The 22,584-nt window shown below is 63.8% G+C and carries 15 protein-coding genes; 5 read left to right on the top strand and 10 right to left on the bottom strand.

The features are described 5' to 3' along the window. Nucleotides 1-8: 8 nt before the first annotated feature. Nucleotides 9-1,175 (bottom strand): acyl-CoA dehydrogenase family protein, encoded by a 1,167-nt coding sequence (locus AC07NI_RS11185; RefSeq protein WP_494618882.1) that lies wholly within the window; start codon nucleotides 1,173-1,175, stop codon nucleotides 9-11. Between the two features lie 15 nt (nucleotides 1,176-1,190). Beyond that, entirely contained in the window at nucleotides 1,191-3,488 is a 2,298-nt protein-coding gene (locus tag AC07NI_RS11180; RefSeq protein ID WP_494618881.1) for an iron-containing redox enzyme family protein, read from the bottom strand. Nucleotides 3,489-3,541: 53 nt separating this feature from the next. On the opposite strand from AC07NI_RS11180, the gene AC07NI_RS11175 reads away from it, so the two are divergent. Then, nucleotides 3,542-4,456 (top strand): beta-ketoacyl-[acyl-carrier-protein] synthase family protein, encoded by a 915-nt coding sequence (locus AC07NI_RS11175; protein WP_494618880.1) that lies wholly within the window; start codon nucleotides 3,542-3,544, stop codon nucleotides 4,454-4,456. 43 nt (nucleotides 4,457-4,499) lie between these two features. On the opposite strand, the gene AC07NI_RS11170 is transcribed toward AC07NI_RS11175, so the two are convergent. Genes AC07NI_RS11170 through AC07NI_RS11135 form a run of 8 tightly spaced genes read right to left on the bottom strand, consistent with a single transcriptional unit; the run spans nucleotide 4,500 to nucleotide 15,977 of the window. Continuing rightward, a complete protein-coding gene (locus AC07NI_RS11170; protein ID WP_494618879.1) occupies nucleotides 4,500-5,531 on the bottom strand; it encodes a C45 family autoproteolytic acyltransferase/hydrolase in 1,032 nt (343 codons plus the stop codon). Then, nucleotides 5,528-6,199, bottom strand: a complete 672-nt coding sequence (locus tag AC07NI_RS11165) for a GNAT family N-acetyltransferase (RefSeq protein ID WP_494618878.1) — start codon at nucleotides 6,197-6,199, stop codon at nucleotides 5,528-5,530. Before AC07NI_RS11165 ends, AC07NI_RS11170 begins: the two co-directional genes overlap by 4 nt. Then, a complete protein-coding gene (locus AC07NI_RS11160; RefSeq protein ID WP_494618877.1) occupies nucleotides 6,156-6,410 on the bottom strand; it encodes a phosphopantetheine-binding protein in 255 nt (84 codons plus the stop codon). The genes AC07NI_RS11165 and AC07NI_RS11160 overlap by 44 nt, the downstream gene beginning before the upstream one ends. Beyond that, on the bottom strand, nucleotides 6,407-7,918 hold the full coding sequence (locus AC07NI_RS11155) for an AMP-binding protein (RefSeq protein ID WP_494618876.1): 1,512 nt from the start codon (nucleotides 7,916-7,918) through the stop codon (nucleotides 6,407-6,409). The genes AC07NI_RS11160 and AC07NI_RS11155 overlap by 4 nt, the downstream gene beginning before the upstream one ends. 1 nt (nucleotide 7,919) lies before the next feature. Further along, nucleotides 7,920-11,285 carry an amino acid adenylation domain-containing protein gene (locus AC07NI_RS11150; protein ID WP_494618875.1) on the bottom strand — a complete coding sequence of 1,122 codons (3,366 nt, stop codon included), beginning with the start codon at nucleotides 11,283-11,285 and terminating at the stop codon, nucleotides 7,920-7,922. Then, a complete protein-coding gene (locus AC07NI_RS11145) occupies nucleotides 11,282-13,600 on the bottom strand; it encodes a class I tRNA ligase family protein (protein WP_494618874.1) in 2,319 nt (772 codons plus the stop codon). Before AC07NI_RS11145 ends, AC07NI_RS11150 begins: the two co-directional genes overlap by 4 nt. A 27-nt stretch (nucleotides 13,601-13,627) precedes the next feature. Then, entirely contained in the window at nucleotides 13,628-14,665 is a 1,038-nt protein-coding gene (locus tag AC07NI_RS11140; protein ID WP_494618873.1) for an NAD(P)/FAD-dependent oxidoreductase, read from the bottom strand. Nucleotides 14,666-14,675: 10 nt separating this feature from the next. After that, the gene (locus AC07NI_RS11135; protein WP_494618872.1) at nucleotides 14,676-15,977 is read right to left on the bottom strand and encodes a lysine N(6)-hydroxylase/L-ornithine N(5)-oxygenase family protein; all 1,302 of its coding nucleotides are present in this window, start codon (nucleotides 15,975-15,977) and stop codon (nucleotides 14,676-14,678) included. A 483-nt stretch (nucleotides 15,978-16,460) separates the two neighbouring features. Here AC07NI_RS11135 and AC07NI_RS11130 point away from each other — a divergent pair, with 483 nt between their 5' ends. From AC07NI_RS11130 to AC07NI_RS11115, 4 genes are all read left to right on the top strand, one after another. Beyond that, entirely contained in the window at nucleotides 16,461-16,676 is a 216-nt protein-coding gene (locus AC07NI_RS11130; protein ID WP_494618871.1) for an MbtH family protein, read from the top strand. An 89-nt stretch (nucleotides 16,677-16,765) separates the two neighbouring features. Continuing rightward, the gene (locus AC07NI_RS11125; RefSeq protein ID WP_494618870.1) at nucleotides 16,766-17,260 is read left to right on the top strand and encodes a hypothetical protein; all 495 of its coding nucleotides are present in this window, start codon (nucleotides 16,766-16,768) and stop codon (nucleotides 17,258-17,260) included. Between the two features lie 35 nt (nucleotides 17,261-17,295). After that, entirely contained in the window at nucleotides 17,296-19,233 is a 1,938-nt protein-coding gene (locus AC07NI_RS11120; protein ID WP_494618869.1) for an alpha/beta fold hydrolase, read from the top strand. Then, a complete protein-coding gene (locus AC07NI_RS11115) occupies nucleotides 19,230-22,553 on the top strand; it encodes a non-ribosomal peptide synthetase (protein WP_494618868.1) in 3,324 nt (1,107 codons plus the stop codon). The genes AC07NI_RS11120 and AC07NI_RS11115 overlap by 4 nt, the downstream gene beginning before the upstream one ends. Nucleotides 22,554-22,584: the final 31 nt, after the last annotated feature.

Genomic DNA, 22,584 nt, shown 5'->3' with positions numbered 1-22,584 from the left:
ACGAGCGGCTATCCGATTTCAGGACCCTGTAGATACGCCGCGATTATTAGGCGCTGAATCTCCGAGGTTCCTTCGTAGATACGCAGCGACCGGATCTGCCTATAGAGACGTTCCGGCACGGTATCCTTCACGATGCCCGCGGCGCCGAAGATCTGCACCGCATCGTCAACAATTCGCTGAGCCTGCTCCGTCGCGAAGAGCTTGGCGATGCTGGAGTGCTTTCCATAGCCACGGACCTGCTGGTCGATTTCCCACGCCGCCTGAGCGATCAGCAACGCGCTGCCGGTCAGCGCCACCTCGCTGTCGGCGAGCTTCGATTTTGTCAACTGCATGTCCCACACCGTGCCGGTGGAGAGGCGTCTCGAGCGCGCCCAGCCTAGCGCCGCGCTCCGCGCGCGGCGCGCGAAGCCGGTCGCGGCGGCGCCGACCGTCGCCCGGTATCGTTCAAGGATCTCGCCCGCGATCTTGAAGCCATGCCCCGGCTTTCCGATCATCTGGTCGGCGGGCACGATGCAGTCTTCAAAGGTCAGGCTCCCAAAGGCGCGCGGCGCCATCGCCTCTATCGTTTCCGAGACGCGCACTCCGGGCGTCTGCGCGCTCACATAGAACAGGCTCAGCCCCAGCGGCCCGCCCGCTTCCGCCGTCCGGGCCAGGACAATCGCGAAATCGGCGATGTCGGCGTTGGAAATCCAGGTCTTCGTCCCATTCAGGACATAGGATCCGCCACGAAGTTCCGCGCGCAGCGATACATTGGCGAGGTCCGAGCCGACCTGGGGTTCGGACATCGCCAGGCACCCGATCGACCGTCCCGCCAATATATCGGGGAGCAGAGCGCTTCGCTGTTCCACGGACCCGTATTGGATCAGCGATGCAGCGGCGAGCGCCTGGATCGAGAACGCGAAATCGAACAGGTCGTGGACGAACGCAAAGCCCTCGCGGATCAAGCATATGCCGCGGAAGTCCGGGGGCGTGTCGGCGCCGCCGACAGCGGCGTACCAGCCGGCTTCGCCGAACCGCGCGGTCAGATGGCGTCCCATCTCGGCTGGCGGCAGACGTTCGATCTCGCCGAGTTCCGACGATATCTCGTCAGCCCAGCTTTCAATTCGCGCCGCGAGTTGCCGATGCCGGTCTTCGTAGAGCGGCAGCCGTAGAATCGATGGATCGAATATCTTCACGTCTTCTCCCAGGGGTCAGAGCGTAAAGGCGCAATGATCGCCAGCTTCGTCGTGGATCATGGCGGAGGGCGACGCTTCTAGCGTCCCGCCTTCCACGAAATAGGCAAAGGACGCATAGCCATTCCAGACGCGGCGCCATTCGACGGCGCATGCAGCGGCGCCGTATCGGCGCTCCGTTTCGGCGAGATGGGCCTGGATCATCGTCAACGCCTGCCGTGCATGTCCGGCGGAGAGGTTGTCGATGGACAGGTGCACCGCCTCATAGATGGGGTCGAAGCCCCAGTGCTTCAGCTTCTGGATCTCATGCAGTCGCACCTCGCCCAGGCCGAACATTTCGACGCCCAGGTTATAGCCCAGTATCTCTGGATAGAAGCGGTTCGGAAACAGGCCGAAGGACAGTTGATTCAACGGAAACGTATAAAAGATGTCGGGGATTTCGTCCTGATCGATGAACGCTTCTTCGCGGATATGCGGCTGATCGATGCCCAGGCTCTTCAGGACACGATAGATCAGCGTGATGTGGTTCTTCTCAAGGTCGCCCAGCCCCATCTCATCGGCGTAGATGGCGAATAGCCCCGTATCGGCGACTCTCTCGACGCGGCCCGTGCCGCTGCTTCGATAGGCCCACGCGCCATCGACCAGATTGCCTAGCGCGTAGTATTTCTGACCGAACACGACCTCGTCGCGGGACGGGATTTCGCCAAGCGGCGCATACGGATCGACAAGCTTGCTCCAGTAGATGGACTCGATCCGGGCCACGAGGGCGTCGGGCGAATATTCGAAGAAGCGCGCGTCCGTGTATCGCCCCGCGGTCTCGGCGTCGAAAAGGGTTTCCGCCTGAGCCAGTCCGGCGCGCACACGCTCCAGCGCGACCGGCAAGGTGTTGGCGAAATTCTCGATATTCACGAGCCGGTAGAACAGCGTCCGGTCATCGAGATCGGCGGCGGCCTCGAATACCGTGTCGTGGGGGGCGTGCTTCCTGATGTTGGCGAGCCACGATTGCGCTGCCGGTTCATCGGGCGCCTCCGACAGGAGGATTGGCGCGTCGGCCGTCCGCGCCGCGCCCTGGAACCACGACTTGAGGACGGATGCTTCGTGTTCGGAAAAAATGCCGAACATCGGCCCGCCGAACTTGATGGCGTCGAGAAAGCGGCAGCTGCCTTTCGCATCGGCTCGCAGATAGCTGGAACGCTTGAAGTCGCGCAGGAAGGCGGCGACATCCTGATCGGTTTCGACGACAACCTCCGACAGCGGCTTGCCACCGACCCGGACAAGCTTGTGCTGCTTCCCGGCGAAGGGCGCATGACGCTGGATAATCCCGGCGACCTGCAGATCCAGCGAATGGTCAGTCGATCGCCCGCCGCGTTCCGCCAGCCTGGACACCTGGCGCCTTTCCAGGGTGACAAAGACGCGCATCGCATTGACGAGGCGCCGGGACAGGGTTTCCGCCCCCGGGTCATCCTCCAGCGCATCGAGATAGGTGCTAAGCGCCTCCCACGCGGCTTCGCGGGTCACCACGGGGGTCAGCCCCGCGAGGTAGTCATCGATCCCCAGGGCGTGACAGGCGGCGTGGATCCCGACCAGTTCGGGGAGGTACGTGGCCGGATAGCGGGACAGGGATAGCAGGAAGGCGGCCTGCAACGAGGTCATCGCGTCGGGTGCGGCCGCGTGAAAGAAGTCCGCCTCGGAGATCGGCGGCAGGAAAATGTCTTCCGCTTCCAGGGACCGCCGGCGCATGGCGACGCTGGACCGGGGCAGACAGCCCTCACCCAGCAGCGACCATCTCTGGCTGAACAGGATGTTGACCACGGCGCCGGGCTGGGACGCGGGTTGCGACACGGTGTCGAGCCAGCAATCGCCGAGCAATGACAGCGCCGCTCGGCCGCGAAGGAGATCACGCTTCGCCGCCGTTCCCAGGGCGGCCGCGCCGTCCAGTGTCGCGGCGGCGGCGATGCGGTGCGCGTCCAGCCATTGCCACAAGGCGGCTTGGTCAACGCGGCCGTCGCGGAGCGCGGGCGCCGGAGCGATCGTCGCCAGCGTCCCATCGTCCCATTCCGCGAGGCCGAGGGTGGCGTCCAGGATTTGCTTGGCGGCCAGCAGAAGGTCTTCGCTCTCGCAATCCTTCAGCAAGGACGCGGCGATCTCGTTCGGCTCCGCGGCCAACAGGATGTCGGCCAGCGGCCGGGCCGTTGGAGTGAAGTGAAACTTGCCGATCTGGCCGCCAAGAAAGCGATGTACGGGCGTGTACTGAAATTCATTCACGCCGGTATGCGATTTCGGCGAAATATCGGTTGATTGTGGCAGGCCTTTCATTTCGCATCCCCGCTTAAAGACGTCCATCACACCAACTGGCGGATCGGCGCGGCATGGAAAAATCGCAGGTCTATATTCACGGCTGTCACTACTTCCTCGGGGAGGAAGAACGGCGCGTGGCGGAGATGCCTGGGCTGGCCGGCTGGCTCGCGCAAAATCAAATGATCGACGACGCGGGCCTGTGGGGCTGGGACCGCTTTCGCGTTTCGGACAGGCCGGCGGTTGAGCTGATGGCCGAGACGGCGCGCCGCAGCTTGGCGGATTTTGACGCGCATCAGCCGCCGATCGATGCCGTGATCCTGTGCGCGACGCGCTTTCCATCGGATGTCGATGGGCATGCCGATTTCATCGGACGCCTGCTCGATACGCTGGGTCTGCACCACGCCGTGCCGTACGGCTTCACCCTGAATCGCTGTGCGACGCTCACCTCCGCGCTTGGCCTGGCCGAGACTTTGGTCAGCAGCGGGCGGCACCATTCGATCCTGGTGACGGCCGGAGACACGAACGGCGCGGATGATGAAAGGCTGCGCCCTTTCGCCGTGTTCAGCGACGGCGCGGCAAGCTGCATCGTCAGCGCCGGACAGGGCGGTGAATTCCAGCTGCTCGGCGCCGCGGCGGCGGTCGACGCCAGGATGATGAAGCGCAATGGCGATATCTCGGCCGACCTGACCCGGCGGGTGAATGCCGAACTCTGCGAGCGGGCGCGGGTTGATCTGCGCGACATCAAGCGCCTCGCGCACAATAATCTGTGGAAGCCGATCGTCGTCATGAAGGAGCAGCAGGCCGGATTCCGCCGCGATCAGCTCTATCTCGATAACGTCCCGCGGATCGGCCACGTATTTTCCTGCGATCCGCTGATCAACATGATCGACCTGGCGGCAAGCGGGCTCGTGGCGCCGGGAGAACTGCTGGCCCTGGGATCGAGCGTGTCCGGAGCTCGCTTCGGCGCATTGCTGCGGAAGACGTGACTTCTGGCCTGATCCGGCTGAAACGGGGCGGTGGCAGGCCATATCACGCGCCCACACAGTATTTTTCGGTCCGGGCCTGTGCGGGATTCCCGCGCCGTAGATGAAGCTCGCCATCCTTTGGCAGCAGCACCACGGCGCCGACGGTCTTCTCGCGGCGGATATTGCCGGTGTCGGACACGTTGATCGGTTCCCGGCACAAAAGAGCCATGAAATCCTCCACGTCTCCCGCCCGTCCCAGGCTATCGAGCTGCGCCACGCACGCGTCCAGCCGGCGCACCGAGCTGTTGCGCGAGAACGGGTTCATCTGGTCCATCGCCACGAAGTCTTCCGACAGGAAGTGATTGGTGTGCGCCAGCGTCGCGCCCTCCCGGAGGGAAAGCCTCCCGTCGCACAGTTCGACGACAACGCTGCGGCGCGCATCACACAGCATCAGGGAGCGCGAACTGGCGAGTTGCGCTCCTGACAACCACTCCAGGCATGACTCTATGTCGCCGCAGGTATCGAGCAGATGCCGGATGGCGAGATAGGGGGGTATGCCGGGGCGCCACACGCCGCCGAGTACGAGGTTGAGCCCGATCGCGAGACCGTCGCTGTTGAGACCGAGGTAGCCTAGCAGTCCCGTGAAGCTGAGCAGCAGGACGCGGCGCGAACTGGCCTTGTGGGCGATCCGGAGAATGACGATCTGGTCCTCGAGGTCGCCATTGAGGTCGATCGTCTGGGCAAGCACCGGGCCGCCTTCGCCGCGCAGGCAAAGGGTCGTGCAGTCCCCCGTCGTGAACCGCGAATAGCCCATCACTTCACGGCGCATCTGCAGCAGCATCGCTTCGTCCGGCGAGATCCCGGCGCCTTCGGCCAGGCCCTCGATCTCCTCGGCTAGTGACGGCGTCGCCGCGGCGATCTCCCGACGATAGGCCGCGATCTCCGGCTCCAGCGCCGCGAGGCTGGTCGGTCGCGGCATGACGCGGTTGAGCCGCGCCAGATCGTCATCGAGAAAGCCGCGGATCTGCTGGCGTAGCGCCGCGCCATGAGCGCGTCCGAGCTCGAACGGCGCGCCCTCGAGGCACAGCGGCTTCACTGGCCCGCACCAACCAGCGCGCTGGCGGCCTGGGTCAGTTTCGCTCCCTGAAGGAGGCCAGACTGAACGATCGGCCATTCACGGCGCAGGATGCTGTAGTAGATCGCGTCGCGGCGCCGGTTGTCCGGCATGTAGTTGAAACTCCGCAGCACGCCTTCTTCGGTCGCGCCGATGTTCTGCAGGCCCTTGCGCGCCTGGAGATTGAGCACGTCGGTCTTGAATTCCACGCGTTCGCAATCGAGCTGTTCGAAGGCGTGCTGAAGCAGCAGGAATTTCGCCCAGCGGTTGACCCCCTTGCCCCGATAGGCGCGCCCGAGCCACGACCAGCCAATTTCCAGCCGCCGGTCGGCCTCGGCCAGATTGCCGTACGCCATACTGCCGGCCACCGCGCCCGTCGCCTTGTCGATGATCACGAAGACGGCCCGGCGGTTGGCGGCGGTGTCCTCGACCGCTAGCTGGATGAAGCGGTCGAGATCCGCATCGTTGTCGATCCGCTGCACGAAGTAGCGCCAAATATCGGCGTCGAAGGCGATGTCGGCGAGCGCCGAACGATCGGTGAGGGCGATGGGCCGCAGCCGGACATGCTCGTTTTCGAGCTCAGCGCCGGCGAGCTCCTTGAACCAGTCAAGCGTCCTGGTTGGCGGCCGTTGCGAACATGGTGACGACATCACGCAAAGTCCTCAGATTGGCAATATCATTGTCGGTAAAGCTGAAAACGGGAGTATCCGTTTCTTCGCAGATGTTTGTTATTAGAACGACTAGGTTTAACGAGGTTAAGCTATAATGGTCGAAAATATTGAAATCAATGTCAATGCGATCTGCATCGATATCAATTAACTGCGCCAGGTTCTTTTTCGCTATGAGCTCGATATTCTTCATGAGGCCACCTTGGTCGTATGCGCCATTTTATCGGAGAACCGGGCGAGAATTTCCCTGCGTTTCGGCTTGTACTGTGATGTGAGCAGCCCGTTCTCGATGCTGAACGGCTCGTCCACGATCAGGAACCTACCGATCCGCTCATCCTGTCCGGTGAGATGGTTGAGCTCGGCGATGTGACGCTTGATGGCGTCGCGCGCCGCCTCGCCGCGCGGCGCGCAGAGGATCGCTGAAAGGCAGTCTTCCCCCGAGCCGGCGACGATGCAGTTCTCGACCTCGGGACAGGTCCGAAGCTTTTCCTCGATCGACCGGACGAGCACGTTGCGGCCGTTGGTGAGCACGACGATGTCGTCCGCCCGGCCCAGTATGTAGAGAAATCCGTCTTCGTCGAAGCGGCCGAGATCGCCGGTGCGCACCGAGCCGTCGGGCTGAAAGATGCGTTCCGAGTCGCCGGGCGCGCAGAACAGATAGCGCGTATTCACCGGGAAGGCGCTGTGCACGACGATAATGCCGTCCTCGTCGATCGAGAGACGTTTGCCGTCTATCGGCCGGCCGACACTGCCACGCCGATGCGCGCCTGGCGCATTCTTGGTGACGATGCAGGTCTCGTTCATGCCGTAGCCTTCGAAGATCGCCGTGCCGCAATCTTCGAAGAAGCGTAGCATCTCCGGGGCCGCCGGGGCCGAGCCGGTCCAGAGGTAGCGGATCCGGGCCCCCATGGCCTCGACCGCCGCGCGGCGAAGCGCCGCCGGATCATCGCCCTCGGCGCGCGCCGCGATCGCCTTGCGCAGCGTCTCGAAGAAGGCGGGAACCCCCATCGCGACCGTCGGCGCCTCGCGGGGCAGCGCGTAGTAGGCCAGCTGGTACGTGGACAGCACCACGTCATGCCCATAGACGAGCGCGGAATAGACCCAGTAACGCTGTTGCAGCAGCGACAACGGCAAGAAAATGAACAGCTTGTCGTCCGACGAATGGTTGAACAGCACCTGCGTCGCGCTGATCGAGCTGTCGATGCTGCCGACCGTGGCCGCCAGCCCCTTGGGCTCACCGGTGCTCCCGGACGTGAACTTGATCGTCGTCACGTCGTCCGGGGCATAGGCGACGGGGCCAACGTCGCTGTCCTCAGGCAGCGCCTCCAGCGCGGCAAGCAGGTCGTTCATCGGCAGGATATTGGGCGCGTCCGATGCTTCATCGCTGAAGACGATGCGGAGCGAATATCGCTCGGCGAGCGTGGCCGTCGGCGCGAACTTCCCGGCTTCGAAAGCGGCGGTGACCGCCTTGATCTTCAGCGCGGCCAGATCAAGCAAAAGCCATTCGAGCCGGTTCTTGGCGACGATGCCGATCCGGTCCCCGGCGGAAATGCCAAGGTTCTGGAGGTAGACGGCCGTCTTGCGGGCAAGCCGGTCGAGCTCGGAAAGCGGCAACACGGTTCGCCCACCCGGACCATAGATGGTGATCGAATGCGCGGTCGACGGCCGGCCGTTCGCGACCCGGTTGATGATCTGTTCCATGTCAGGCCGTCTCCGCGTGGGATCGCGCTTGATCGAGATGGCTGGCCATCTTCCGCGGCGTGTCGAGGCGCGGCAGGTTGGCGATCGGCACGGAGACGCCGAATTCCTTGCGTATGCGCGCGAGGAGCCGAACACCCGACAGCGACGTGCCGCCCAGTTGGTAGAAGCCACTGACCGGCTCAATCGCGTCCTTGCGCAATATGTCGGACCAGATGTCGATAATCTTGGCTTCGATTTCGGCCGGCGGGGCCGGATCGGCTTCGGTGGTCGCGGCGGGCGCGTCGTCCGGCATCGCGGTCTGGGTCAGGAAGGTCCGGTCGACCTTGCCGTTGCGGGTCAGCGCCATACGCTCCAGCCAGACGAATTGGCGCGGGACCATGTAGGCGGGCAGGGCCGCTTCGAGCTCAGCGGTCAGGGTGCATTCGCCAACCACGGTTCCGTCGCCCGTCTCGACGAGAAAGGCGACGAGGCTGGGACCGTCCCGCGTGTCGCGGCCAACCACGGCGGCGGCGGCGATGCCGGGCTGGTTGACCAGTATGGCCTCGATCTCCGCGGGGTCGATGCGATAGCCATTGAGCTTGATCTGAAAATCGACCCGGCCGAGGATTTCGATGTTTCCATCCGGCCGATAGCGGGCGCTGTCACCGGTGCGATAGAGCCGTTCGCCCAGCGGCTCGTGGTGGAAGAACTTGGCGGCGGTCAGCGCCGGATCACCGAAATAACCTTTGGCGACCCCCTCTCCAGCGGCATGAAGTTCGCCGGGCGCCCAGTCGGGACACTCGCGACGCTGCGCATCAAGAATATAGGCGCGGTTGTTCTCGTTCGGCTTGCCATAGGGGATCGGCCCGTCGATCGCGTTCGGGTCGTCGATGGGATACAGGATGTTCCAGACCGTCGTCTCCGTCGGCCCGCCCAGGCTGACGATCCGGACATCCGGCTGGAGCGCCGCGATCCGCGCCGGCAACGTCGCCGGAATGCGGTCGCCGCTCATCATCACGCAGCGCAGCGACCGTGGCAGCATCCGATCGGACGCAACGGCTTCTTCTACCAGCAGCTCCACGATCGCCGGCACCGAATTCCACATCGTGACGCCGGCGCGCGTCGCCAGATCAAGCCAATGCGCCGGATCGGTCGCGCGGACCGCGTCGGGAATGACCAGCGCGGCTCCGGCCGAGAACGCCCCGAATATATCGAAAACCGACAGATCGAAGCTGCAGCTGCTGACCGCGATGATGCGGTCCTCGGCGGAAATCGCGAAGCGCCTTGTCGTATCGGCGATCAGGTTGATCAGGTTGCTCTGGGTGACCATCACGCCCTTCGGCTCGCCCGTCGAGCCCGAGGTGTAGAGGACGTAGGCGAGATCGCTTTGCGCCGCATCGGCCGGGGCGAAATCCTCGGGCCGCGTATCGGCTTCCGCGTGCTTAGCCGCCTCCAGGAAGGCGTCGTCGATCGTCAGCGTCGCCGTGCCCTCGCGGCGCAGCGCCTCTCCATGCTGCACGAGCGCGCACCGGATCGACCCGCTGGACAGCAGCGCCTCGATCCGGCCTGCCGGAAGCCCGGCCTCGATCGGCACATAGGCGGCGCCCGCGAGGCCTATTCCCATGATCGCGACGATCTGCTCCCACCCCTTGTGCATCACGACGCCGACGAGGTCGTCGCGGCCGATGCGATTGTGGTTGAGCCAGCGCGCCACCGCGCACGCCCCGGCGCACAGCTCGCCATAGGTCAGGCGTCTCGCGCTGCAATCGATCGCCAGGGCGCCTGGCGCCACCGCGACCTGCTTGAGAAAGCCGGCGTGGGGCCGCCCGAGGGGAAGGGGGACGGCCGTATCATTGGCGGCCCGGCGTTGCGCCCTTTGGTCCTGGGGCAGGAGTTCCTGATCGATGCGGGACCATGCCGCGTCACCGGCGGCGAGCGCGAGGAGGAGCTGCTCATAGGCCCCGGTCAGGGCGCCGATCAGTCCCTCCGGAAACAGCACGTCCACCGAATCCATCTGGATGACGAGGGCGCCGTCGCTCTCCAGTGCGAAGGCGTTGAGCCATACTTGCGGCGTCTGGCTGACCGAATAGACCTCGTTCCCCCAGGCGGAGACCGCCGAACCGTCCGGAAACGCGCCGAGCGTGCTGTTGAAGGTGAAGGGCATTGGCGCCGCCTGACCCGCGCCGGCGCGCCGGCCGATTTCCCGCATGACGTCGAGGCCGGAGAACTGGCGATGATCCAGTCCCTCGCGCAGGCGGGTCTGAACCGCTACAGCGCGCGTCGCGAAATCGGCTTGGGTGTCGATCTCGATCGGGAGCAGCATGCAATCGGTGAAGTTGCCGATGACGCGGTCGATATCGCCATGGACCGGCAGGCGGTTCGCCAGGGTGACGTTGAGCGTGAAACGCTCGCCCGCGCCCCAAAGCGACAAGACCTCGGCATAGGCGGCGGCGAGCGCGGCCGTTGGTGTCAGGGCCCGGTGGACCGCCTGCGCCTTGAGCGCGGACCAGCGCTCGGGCGCGATGCGAAATCCATGGCGGACCGAGATCGGCTTCCCGATCGTCTCGGGATTGCCGGCCAGCGGCAGCTGCGGATGGGGCGGAATTGTCTCCAGCTGGCCCAGCCAGTAGTTGCGCGCGCGCCGGTATTCGGGCGCGAGTTGCGACGCCGCGAGCGCGCGAACATGGTCGAAAAACGATACCTGCAGGGCATCGCGCGGGCCCTGTCCGTTGGGCTCGACATAGGCCCGGCGCCAATCGTCGAAGAACAGGAATGCGCTGCCGCCGTCGATGATCAGCCCATCATGACTGACATGCAGGATCATTTCGGCGTCGCTGAAGATGCTCAGGCGCACATCGATGAGCGGCGCCGTGGCGGCCGGCAACACCTGGTGGGCCATTTCCGTCCGCGTGCGATCCCGCGCCGCTTGCTGGGCGGAGGCGGGAAGGTCGCGCAGGTCCGCTACCGCGATACGCACCGGCGGCTGCTCCGCCGGACCAATCTCGACCTGCGTCGCATCGTCGGCGAAGCGGGTCCGCAGCATGCCATGCCGCTCGACGACCTCCGCCAGAGCCGCTTCGAGCCGGACGGCGTCGAACACGCCCTCAATCTCGCGGTAGACATGCGAAGACACGCCCCCCATCGAGAAATGGTCCTGGCGGCCATAGTAGTAGCTCGCCTGCATCGGCGTCAGTGCGATCCGTCCGTCGTCGCTCGTCGCCGTCGTGGCCTGCAAATGCTGGAGCAACTCGGCTTTGGACTCGCGGATCAGCGCGATCAGCGCCGGATCGATCGCCGAGCGTGGCCCCTCCAGGCGCAGGTTCGAGCCGTTCCGCAACAGGACGAGGCCGCGTTCAGCGACAGTTCTCAGAATGGTTTCGGCGCTCATATCAACACCCCCTCTTCCTCCCGGGCGGCGCTCCGCTCGACCGTCAGGGCAAAGAGCGTGTTGACCGTCTCCGCTTCCAGAATGTCGCTGACCAGCAGATCGACGCCCCAATCGGTCTGCAGCTTGCGTTGCAGCGTGATCGCGCCGAGCGAGGTAAGCCCAAGGTCGCGCGGCGATTTCGACTGGACGGGCGCATCAGGCTCAAGGCGCAGGATTGCCCGGAGTATCGCTTCCAGCGCCGGCTGTTCGATCGCTCCCGGATCGGATGGCGGCGGATGCGGCGGATCCTGAACCTCCACCTGCATGGCGGTGCGAGGCGGTGCGGTTCTCGGCACGGTGAAGAACGGCGCGCCGGCGAGCCGTATCTCGGCGCCGGGCGGCAGCAGCGTTACGCGATCACGCCAATGCGACGTGGCGTCGTCGGCGCCGAGCGCCTTGGCCAGCTTGTCGGCGAAGCGTGGCATGACCGGCGCGGCGCATTGAGCGAGCAGCCGAGCCGCCGCCAGTTCGAGCGCGATGACGGTCCGCCACTCGTCATGGAGGGTGGGATTGCCGGACAGACTCTGGTGCGCTTTCGAGAAGCGCGTCACGTCATCGACCAATGCGTTGAGCTGACGCATCACGCCATTGAGCGAAAAACCATCCGCGCCATAGTGTATCGCGACCGTGTCGAGCCTTGCCTGCAGCTGTGCGAGGAACGCGCTCTGGATCGGCGACCATACGCCGGCATCCGGAGCATGGCCGTCGAACTGCGAGCTGACACGTTCCCCCAGCCCGTTCAGCCAACCCTGCCACTGTCCGATCAGGGTCTCTTCAATGACGGCCTGGCAGGCCTCCAGCTCGAAATTGGTTCGCTCCGTTTCGCCGCGCGTCAGGCAGAGATAGTAGCGCACGGCATCCACCGTCTCGGACGACAGGATGTCCTTGCCCCAGATCGCATGGCGCCGGCTGGTCGAGAACTTCGCGCCGTCGAGCAGGTAGAATTCGTTGACGTTATACTCGATGTCGCAAGCCCAATCGGGATGGGCGAGGGCGTACAGCACGGGGTACAGGATGGTGTGGTAGAAGCTGTTATCGTAGCCGAAGAAGTGGACGATCTTCCAATCGCGTTGGGGCGCGTCCGCCGACCAGGCCTGGCCGTGGCGGCGGCCAAGCTCCGCGATTCCATGTAGGAATCCATAGGCCATTTCGGGCCAGACCCAGATGACCTGGCGCCCTTCGACCGGTTCCACCGGCGGCACCCCCCACTCGGAAGGGTGGGTGACGGGTATGTGGAATTCCTCGCGCGCAAAGACACGCCGGGCGAGGTCCTGGAGCCGCGGCGAAACCTTGCCGGCGCGATGATGCGCCAGCACGGTCTCGCGGAAATCCAGAAGCGACAGAGAGAAGCGATCGGCCGCCCCGCGCACCGGTTCCGCGGCGGAAAGTTTGGACTTCGCATCGACAAGGTCGACGCAGAGATTGGGCTCGCCGCATTCCTCGCAGATATTCCCTCCGGTCGGCGACGAGCAGTTGGGGCAGCGCCCGCCGACATCGACCTCATAGAGGTATTTCCGGGTCTCCGCGTCGAAGAGCGCCGGCTCGGTCCGCCGCTGCACGGCGCCCGAGCGAACGAGGCGCGAGAAGAAATCCTGCAGCCCTTCCCGGTAGGTCGGGTCCGTTCCCGTCACGGTGAACTGGTCGATCGGGATGTCCATGAGCGAAAGCGTCGCGCGAATTTCCGCGGCGTAGTGCTCGGCGACCTGCAGCGGTTCGCTGTTCTCCTGGTGGGCGCGCGCGACCACATAGCTTTGGAAGTCGTCGCTGCCGGTCAGGTGATAGGCCGTGACCCCGTTCATGCGCTGGAAGCGAACGAAGACGTCGGCGCCGAGATAGGGGCCGGAGAGATGGCCCAGATGCAGATCGCCATTGGGCGTCGGCGGTGTCGAGAAGACGAAGACAGGCCGATCGAGAAAGCGTTCCCGGCCGGTATTCTTGGCCGCTTCGGTCGCGCGAGCCGGGTCGCGGCCATAGAGATCCAGAAACTCCAGCGGGACGTCGCCGGTGTTGCGCAGCGTATGCGTTTCAAAGGGCTCGAACACCGCCACGGAGCCTGGGCGGACGCGATGGACGATGTTGTCGACCACCAGCTCGCCTTCGCCCGTCAAGATGACGAATGCCTCGGCTTCGTCATGCTGGTGCGCGGTTGTCTCGCCCCCCGGCGGCACGCGTCCGAAGCTCGCGGCGCCGGCCGGACCGGCAAGGGTGTCGATCGCCGCCATCCCGATGCCGAACGCAGCCGAGTAAGCACCTTCATCCAAGGTCGTGATTTTCATCGCGTGCGATCTCCTGAGGTCGGGTGATCAGTCATCGAGCAGACCCAGCGTTTCGGCCGCGATGGCCGGCGCCAGGCGGTAGCCTGAGCCATTCGCGGCGCCGGCGAAGATGATCCGCCCGCTTCCACCAATCGCGGCGACGATCGGTTCTCGGCTCGGGCTATAGGCGTCGCAGAACACTCGGCCGGATCGCAATCCGCCGGCCAGATCCGGTGCGTAGCGCCGAAGCACCGCCTGCGCCTCGTCGAGGTTCTGTTGATTGACGCCGGGCGGCGGCGCGTCCGGATCGACGTCCCAGTCGAGGCAGGTGTAGCTGAAGAGCCAATGGCCACGATGCTGGAGAGGCAGGAGGAAAGCGTCCTCTTCCGGGAACAGGACCGCGGCGTCCGCCTCGCCCACCGGAGCGTCCAGATGGAGGGCGACGATCTTCTTCACGCGGATGCCTAGCGGCGCGACCATCGCGCGCCACGCGGAGGCGTTCACCCACGGGCCCGGCGCCAGGACCAGTCTGTCGGCCCTCACCGTCTCGCCGGTTGAGAGCACCGCTATGGCGCCGTCTTTCTCTTCCTCGATACGAGTGACGGCGACGCCTTCGAGCATCGAGATCGCGGGCCGGAAGTCTCGGACAAGGCGAGCCGCAAGGGCCCCCACATCGGAATAGTGGCACGCCGGGACCGACCAGACCGAAGCGCCCGGTGGCTGGCCTGTCGCCGCCTTTTCGCGGGTTGGCGATGTTTCGATCGGCCCCGGATCAACAAATTTCGATCGAGCCGGCTCCGCGGCTGCGCCGAAGGCGACGGCATTCAGGGCCACCGGGTAGATCGGCAGGCTGGGATCGTTGGCCGCGAGCGCTTGATAGTAGCGCTCGCTCATCGCGGCCATGGCGCGTACGCGATCGGTCCGGCCGGCCGCGAAATGCAGACCGGCGGAACGCCGTGTCGCGCCCGAACCGGCCAGATCCCGGTCGATCGTGATAATCTCCGTGCCGGGTCGCGCGGCCAGAATTTCTCTGACGATGACGGAGCCGATGATCCCCGCGCCCGCGACTATGACCCGTTCGCGCATCGCTGCCCCATCACCCTGCGCGGTGCTGCCGCTCAGACCAAGCGTGGCTCGGCTGCCAGGTCACGAACGAACGCTTCTGCTCAGCGCGCCCGCCGGCCCCCCCGCTCAGCATCGCATCGATCACGCATTGGCTGCGCCACGCGATCAGGCTGAGGTTGGGCTCGGCCAAGCCGCGTTGCCGCCGCGCGGCGTTCAGCATGAAAATGCGCCGATCAGCGGGACCGTCCCAGACCGCCGCGAAGTTGGAGTCGATGCGAACCTCGACGTCTTCATACTCGAGGCGCGGCACGAGCGGCTCGAGGAACGGCATGGAGTGACTGCGGAAGCCCGTCGCCCATATGACGATGTCGGCGTAGATGGGCTTCTCTTCCGATCCCGTCGCCTGATGGGTCACGGACAGTTTCCACTGCCGCCCGTCGTGCTGCACCTGGTCCACCGTTCGGCCAGGCATCAGGACGGGCATGTCGCCGCGGTGCTCGATGAAGCGGAGCGTGTAGAGGCGCTGATAAATGTCTCGTATCGTCTTTTCCGAGATGCCGTCGCTCGCCAGGATATTGCGTTCGAGGAACGTCTTCTTGAAATCCGTATCCTGATCAAAGAAGTATTCGGAGAAGCACGGCATGAAATAGTCGTTGACGAACGGCGAGTCGTCCAATGGGAAGAAGTTCTCCCGGCGCGAAATCCAGGTAACTTCCTTCGGCGACAAGTCGTGATCGCAGGTGATCGTATTCAGGAAGGCTTCAGCGCCGGACTGACCGCCGCCGACGATGACGACGCGCTTGTCTTTCAACGACTTCGCCATGACGCCATAGTCACTGACGTGGAACTGCGTTGGCCCGATATGCTTCCGGGCGAAGTCGGGGATATGCGCCTCGGTGCCGACGCCGACCGCGATATTCTCGGCACGGATGCTGCGCCTGTCCGTTTCCACGACGAAATGCCCGTCGAACCGGATGTCGACGACCTCTTCACCGAAATGGACGTTCTCGTTCAGGTCGCATGCCCATTTGAGGTAGTTCCGGAATTCCCGTCGCGGAACCGCATCGAATTGCGCATTGAGAAAGTGATGAATCTTTCCCTCGGCAAATAGGTAGGAAATAAACGAGAACGGATTCGTGGGGTCCGATAGTGTCACCAGGTCCTTGAACAGCGCCACCTGCAGTGTCGCCCCGGGGAAATACATCCCATCATGCCACGCGAATTCCGGCTTTCTGTCGAAGAAAGCACAATTCACGCCCTTGTAAGGGTAAAGCAACGAGGCAAGGCTCAGGTTTGACGGCCCGACGCCGATACCGATACAATGATATATCATGGCCTCCCTCGGCGTTAAGGGTTCAGTTGCCTTGTAAGCTCAGCCTTCAAAGACTATGGCGCGCCGCGCAGGCGAACCTGCGATCGGTGATATTGAGTTTTATTTTCGCACCACGTCGAGAGGGTTGGTAGGTGCTCTCGACGACGATCGAATACTATAGTCCGGCAAAGTTCAATGTGCTTTCCGCCTGCGCGATCCCAGGCGAGACGCCCCCAAATTTACAGCGTTCAAAGCGCGCGAAACCAACATCCCATGCGGCTTTTGTCTCACGAGTTCTGGGGTGTAATTTGCATATTTACAACCTTCTCGCGAAGACATATCCTATTATTCGATCCTGGGAAAGCGGAAGTATCTGTCCGCGAAAATCGCGACTTATCCGAGAAAATCGAGCTTTTCCAAAAATAATCGAGATTTCCCCATTGGAATCTTGGTCTTCACAAGAATAATGGTGATTTCTCTAAGCTACTTTTGGGGGTGAATTTTATGTTTAATGAAATTCAAATGAAAGTAGTTGTCAATCATCAAAAACAGTACTCTATATGGCCGACGGATCGGGACAATCCACTAGGTTGGAGCGATGCGGGCAAGGTTGGTCCGAGGGCGGATTGCCTCGCCTATATCGAGGAAATCTGGACGGACATGCGCCCTCTAAGCCTCAGGGAATACATGTACCCAGGTGAGCATGGCGGGCCGGCATGAGCCTGCTCGCCCGCGTTCCAGGCATAGCTAGGAGGCGGCGCGTGACGCCGCAGTAGAAGAGCCAATCCATTCGAGCATAGGAGGTTCTTATGAAGCCGGTGACCCAAGGCGAGCAAAGCGCGCCCTTAGCCACGGACGAGAGAAGATCGACCGAGCCACTGCACAGAGAGTTGCAGTTGATACACGAACGATACTTTCGCGATGTGGCCGATGCCTGTGCGGATTCACAGAGCAGGAGCCTGAGCGTCCAGACCGAATTCCAGCGCAGGCTCGAAAAGGCCTACCAGAGCCAGCAGCCCGAGCTTTTCCGCGACGCGCAGGACGACTATCAGCAGAAAATGCAGTCGCTCTACAGCGAGCCGACACTGCCGCAGCAATATGCGGACGCGTATGACCGGTATAAGGCCGCGTTGCAGCGCCTGATCTCCCAGGCCGACATGAGCGACCTGGGCTTCACCGATATCTGGAATCTGGGACAAAGCCTGTTGTCGGTTTCAACGACGGCGATGAACTTCCCACCGCCGAGCTCCGCCCCGGCGGCCGTCGTCAACGACCCCTTCACGCCCCCGAGCGGAGCCGTTTGAAGCGCCGCTGAGGAGATCACGTCGGGGAGTTCGGCATGTCGCGCGTGAATGTTGTTTTCACTGGGACGCCCGGCCTTTTGGCGGCCTTTATCGCCGCCGAGCAGTTGTCGCGCTCCCAGTGCGTGGGCGTCTTGGTTCCAGCGGCGGCGTACGCGCGCTTCGAGTCCCTGGTGCGGCGAATTTCGCTCCGCCGCTCCCCCGGGGGCTCGATGGGGCGGATCGAGCACCTGTCCTCATTGAAGAAGGCCGCCGGCGCTGAAGCCTGGCACTTCGCGCCAAGTGGCGAATCCGCTCCCGGACCGCTGCTCGAGGCGCTGCGGCTTGCCTCCATCGGGACGTTGAACCTGGTCACGACGCCATATTGCGGTGGTCAGCGCTGGCGCTGGATTCTGCCGGGAGGCGAGCCGGCCGCCGACAGCGATCCCCTCGCGGCCGATTTCCCCGTGATGAGGTCGTTCCGCACGACGCTCACGCTTGACGGCGGGCACCCCGACGACATCGCGCAGGAAGGCGTCCTCCATTTCCTGTCCACTCTGTTCGATCTCAAGACGGAGATCGATGAGCGCACCGATGACCTGTTTGAGTATCGCGGGCTCCGGTGCCTGATCTCGCCGAGCGATCGCGTGAATGTAATCGGCACGGAGCAGGCCGCGGCGGTCATAACCGCGATCGCGGGCCGGTCCGGGGCGGGTGACCATGTCATCGCGAGCGTGGATAGTCTGTCGGGAGAGGATTTCCTCGAACGGGTCGGGGATATCTACGGCGTCAGCCTGATGCCATTGGACGGCAAGGCGCTGTTCTCCCGGCAGCTGACGGCGATCGACGCGCTGTTCGATCGGCGGCTGATGAACTTCGCCGAGCATTTGGGGCAGCCGGACCGTGAGGCGATCGAACAGGCCTACGCCGCCGCGGGGATGGCCTCCATCTCATCTGGCCTGGATCCGGCCGAGTTCGATGATCTCGTCAAGGCGGCGCGTCAGGCGCAGCTGTCTGCGCATAGCGCGCTCGACTCGCACGCGTCGAACCCGCCGGAAATCCGGACGACGCGGAGTGGCGGCCGGGAGTTTTCCTACAGTTCTGCCGGCGACGGGGAGGCGGTGGTGTTGCTCAATGCGCTGGGGCAGGGGCCGAAGCCTTTGTCTCGCCTGACGGCGCATCTGAGCCCGCGGTTCCGGGTCCTGAGTTGGCAGCCGGGCGGACTCGATAACGCGGAATCCGAGATCTCGCTTCTCGATCATGTCGCCGACCTGGCGGCGATCGTCGAACGAGAGGCGCCCGCGGGAGTCCATCTGGTCGGATGGTGCACCGCCCCGAAGATCGCGGCGGAATTCGTTCTGCGCCACCCCGATCGGGTGCGCTCCATGACGTTTCTGAATATGCAGGTGAAGCGCCTCGAGAATCCTCTCGGTTTCGACACGCCGTACGAAGTCGATTTCGAAGCGCTTTTCAGCGATCTGGAGCAGAGGCCGTCGACGGCGTCCTGGATAGCGACCTCGCTGACGTCGCGCGGGAGCGAGCCCGACCCGGACGGTATGGAGACCGAGGCCGACGAGTCCGAGGCCGTGCTCGCGACGATGAACCGCGATCTGCGAATGCCCGTGCTTCGGCCGTTTCGCGACGCGGACTCGACAATCAGATTCGCGCGCCAGATGACCGACTTCTGGCGCTACGACATCAACGATGTCGCGGGTCAGGTCGACGTGCCGGTCCTGCTCCTTTCGTCGGAGTACGATCGCATCGCATCGCCCAAGGCTTCGGAATGGGCGCACGGCCTGTTTCCTCGCGCCCGCCTGGTGCACGCTCCGGGAGCGACCCACTATTTCCTCTATGATCGCGCGGACGTCGTCGCCCGCATGATCGAATGGTTCGTGTCCGGTAACGGGCTGCCCGAAGCCCGTGATGGGCATGGGTCGCTTGCCGCCTTGAACGGTTCAGCTGAAACGGCCAGATCGCATCGGGCCGAAATCCGATGAATACGGGAGAGAAGGATCGGCTCTCCCCCGAGCTTTCGGCGCGTATCGCGGCCCTGTCTCCTGAAAAGCGAGCCCTGCTCGAACGCCAGCTCGGCGCCACGGCGTCGATGGCCGCTGCTCGCCGATCCGAGCCGGCGGCGGATGTTCGCCGCCTAGGCCTCTCGATCGCGCAGCAGCGCGTCTGGTTCCTGGAGCAATTGGACTCTGGGCACGCGCTCTACAATCTTGCGATGACGAGGCGCTTCAGCGAGCCGGTGGATCACCGGAAGATCGAGACGGCCATAAACGACGTCGTTCGGCGCCACGACAGTCTTAGGACCACCTTTCGCCTCGAAGAGGGCGGCCCGGTCCAGGAAGTCAGGTCCGATCTGCCCGTGCGCGTGGAGGTCACGGACCTCGAGGCCGTTTCCACGGAAGAGCGACAGGCCGAAGCGGACCGGCGCGCCCTTGCCGCCGCCCGCCAGCCGTTCGACCTGCGGTCTGGGCCTCTCGTCCGCGGGACCCTATTACGCCTCGACCCTGATAACTGCGTGCTGGTGGTGACCATCCACCAGATCATCGCGGACAGATGGTCGCTTGGCGTGTTCGCTCGCGAGTTCGATGCGATCTACGATGCTCTGCGTCGTGGGGGCGGCCACGCCCTGCCGCCACATGAGGAAGTCATCGTCCGGCAACGCGAGTATCCGCAAGGCGGCGCGCTGAAACGCCTGACGAATTACTGGACCCGGAAGCTGGATGGCATGGCGCCATTGCTCGATCTTCCGACGGACTGGCCGCGACCACGCTCGCAAACCTTCGAGACCCGCTCGCTTGTCCGACGGTATCCGAGAAGCGACGCCGACGCGCTCTATCGACTAGCCGAGCAGCAGGGCGCGACCCCGTTCATGGTCCTGCTGACGCTTTTCGACATCTTGCTGCACAGGTTTAGCGGCGTTTCAGACATCGTCGTGGGCACGCCGGTAGACAACCGGGAGGAGCCTGAACAGGCCCAGCTGATAGGGCTACTCGCCGATACGCTGATCCTGCGGACCGATCTTTCGGGAGATCCATCGTTCCGTGAAGCTCTGGAACGCGTCCGAACTGTCACCACTGAAGCCTACGCGCACCAGGATCTTCCGCTTCAAAAAATTCTCGAGAGCGTGAAAACAACGCGCACGCTTCGTTACAATCCATTGGCTCAGGTTTCGTTTGCCGTGGGCAATCTGAATATTGAATCGATGAGCGGAGCTGAGTTTTCTCCTTTCAATAAAAACTCTTCAGAGTTCGATTTATCTTTCAGTGTTATTCAATGCGGTGAAAATCTAGAGCTAACGCTTGAATTTAACTCCGATATATTTTGTGACGGAACCGCACGGTCTTTGGCGGACGCCTATGGCGCCCTGGTCGAGAGTGCGGCGATTTTCCCGGATCGCCCAATAGCGGAACTGCCGCTCGTATCCCGCGCGGCCCGTGAAATGATAGTCGACGCAGCCGCCACCCCGGGCGGCATGTCACAGCCATCGACGCTTCACGCCCTATTTGAACTTCAGGCGCAAGCGACGCCGAATGCGCCCGCGCTTCACTACGGTCGTGAAGTCCATAGCTACGAAGCCGTCGACACGAACGCCAATAAGGTCGCGCGCGCTCTTCAAGAGCTGGGGATCGGCCCTGAGACGGTCGTCGGCATCTGCATGGAGAAGTCCCCCGACTGGGTGATTTCCCTGCTCGCCGTCATGAAGGCCGGGGCGGCGTTTCTTCCACTGGACCCGTCCTATCCTCCGGACCGCATCGCCTTCATGCTCGCCGATGCGAATGTCGGAATCATTCTGACCCAAGAGGCCTTGCGAGATCGGTTGCCCGCCTTCTCCGGCGTAACCTGGCGCCTGGAGCACGAATGGCCTCGCATCGCGGAGCTCCCGTCACAGCCGCTGCAAGTCCCGGTCAATCCCGACAGCCTGGCCTATATCATCTACACGTCAGGCTCCACCGGATGGCCCAAGGGCGTGATGGCGCCGCATCGCTGTGTCTGCAACACGATGCAGACGATCGTCGATGCGCTGGAATTGCCCGCGGGCGCTCGCGTGCTGCAGTTCGGGTCGCTGAGCTTCGATATCTCCATCTACGACCTGCTGATGACCTTTGGTTGCGGCGGCGTGTTGTGCCTGGCGCCGACCAATGACCTGCTGCCTGGGCGCCCGCTGGCCGATACCCTGCGCGAATTGCGGATCAACGCCGTGGCGCTCCCGCCGTCGGCCCTGAACGCCATTCCGACGACGGACTTGCCCGACCTGCACACAATCATGTCCGGCGGCGAGGCCCTGTCGGCTGAATTGGCCATGCGCTGGTCGAGCCCGGGGCGTCGCCTCATCAACGGCTACGGCCCGACTGAAGCGACCATCTGGTCCACCTATTACCAATGTTCCGGAGACGAGGGCGCGCCCCCGATCGGCAAGGCCGTGTCGGGAACCCAGGCCTATGTGCTGGACCCGCTGGGCGAACCGCTTCCCTACGGATTTCCGGGGGAGCTCTATGTCGGCGGCGCCGGCATCGCGCGGGGATACGTGAACCGGGCGGATCTGACCGCCGAGCTCTATGTCCCCGATCCGTTTTCCGGCCAAGCCGGTAGCCGTCTGTACCGGACGGGCGATCGCGCATCGGTGCGACCCGACGGCAACATTCGCTTCCTTGGCCGGATGGATAGCCAGATCAAGCTGAACGGCTATCGCATCGAATTGCAGGAGATCGAGGCCACCCTGACGCGGCATCCCCGGGTCACGGAGGCCGCGGTCGTGATTCAACGGTCGCGCGACGGCGAAGCACAGCTCGCCGCGTTCTGTGCGGTTGATGGCGACACAGCGGCCCTGCGTCCGGAATTGCTGCTGTATCTTCGCCAGCACCTTCCGAAATACATGGTCCCGGCGGTCTTCAAGATAATGGAGCGGCTTCCGGTCAGCGGCAGCGGCAAGCTCGACCGCCAGGCCTTGTCGCAGTGGACGACGCAGGAATTCGATGGCCCCGGTGAGCTCGCGCCTGGGACGGAGCCGGAAGAAAAGATCGCGCGGATCTTCGCCGGGATCCTCAACGTCGATCGTGTCGGTCCCAACGACCATTTCTTTGAGCTGGGCGGTCACTCCCTCCTGGCGATCCGCGCCATCGACCGCCTGAACGAGGCGTTCCTGGTGTCCCTGACGATCCGGGATCTGTTTGAAAATCCGATCGTCTCCGATCTCGTCCGCGTCGTGGCGCTCGCGCGGGCCGCGGGCGAGCACGCTTATCCGCCATCAATTCCATACATGGCTCGCGGGGCGGCGACGTTCCCGGGGGCAAACAGCACGAGCTAGACTCAATCGCCGGGGACTTCCCGCAACAAGT

Source organism: Caulobacter sp. GW821-FHT10E02, assembly GCF_059415225.1.
This window is presented reverse-complemented; position numbering and strand designations above follow the sequence as displayed.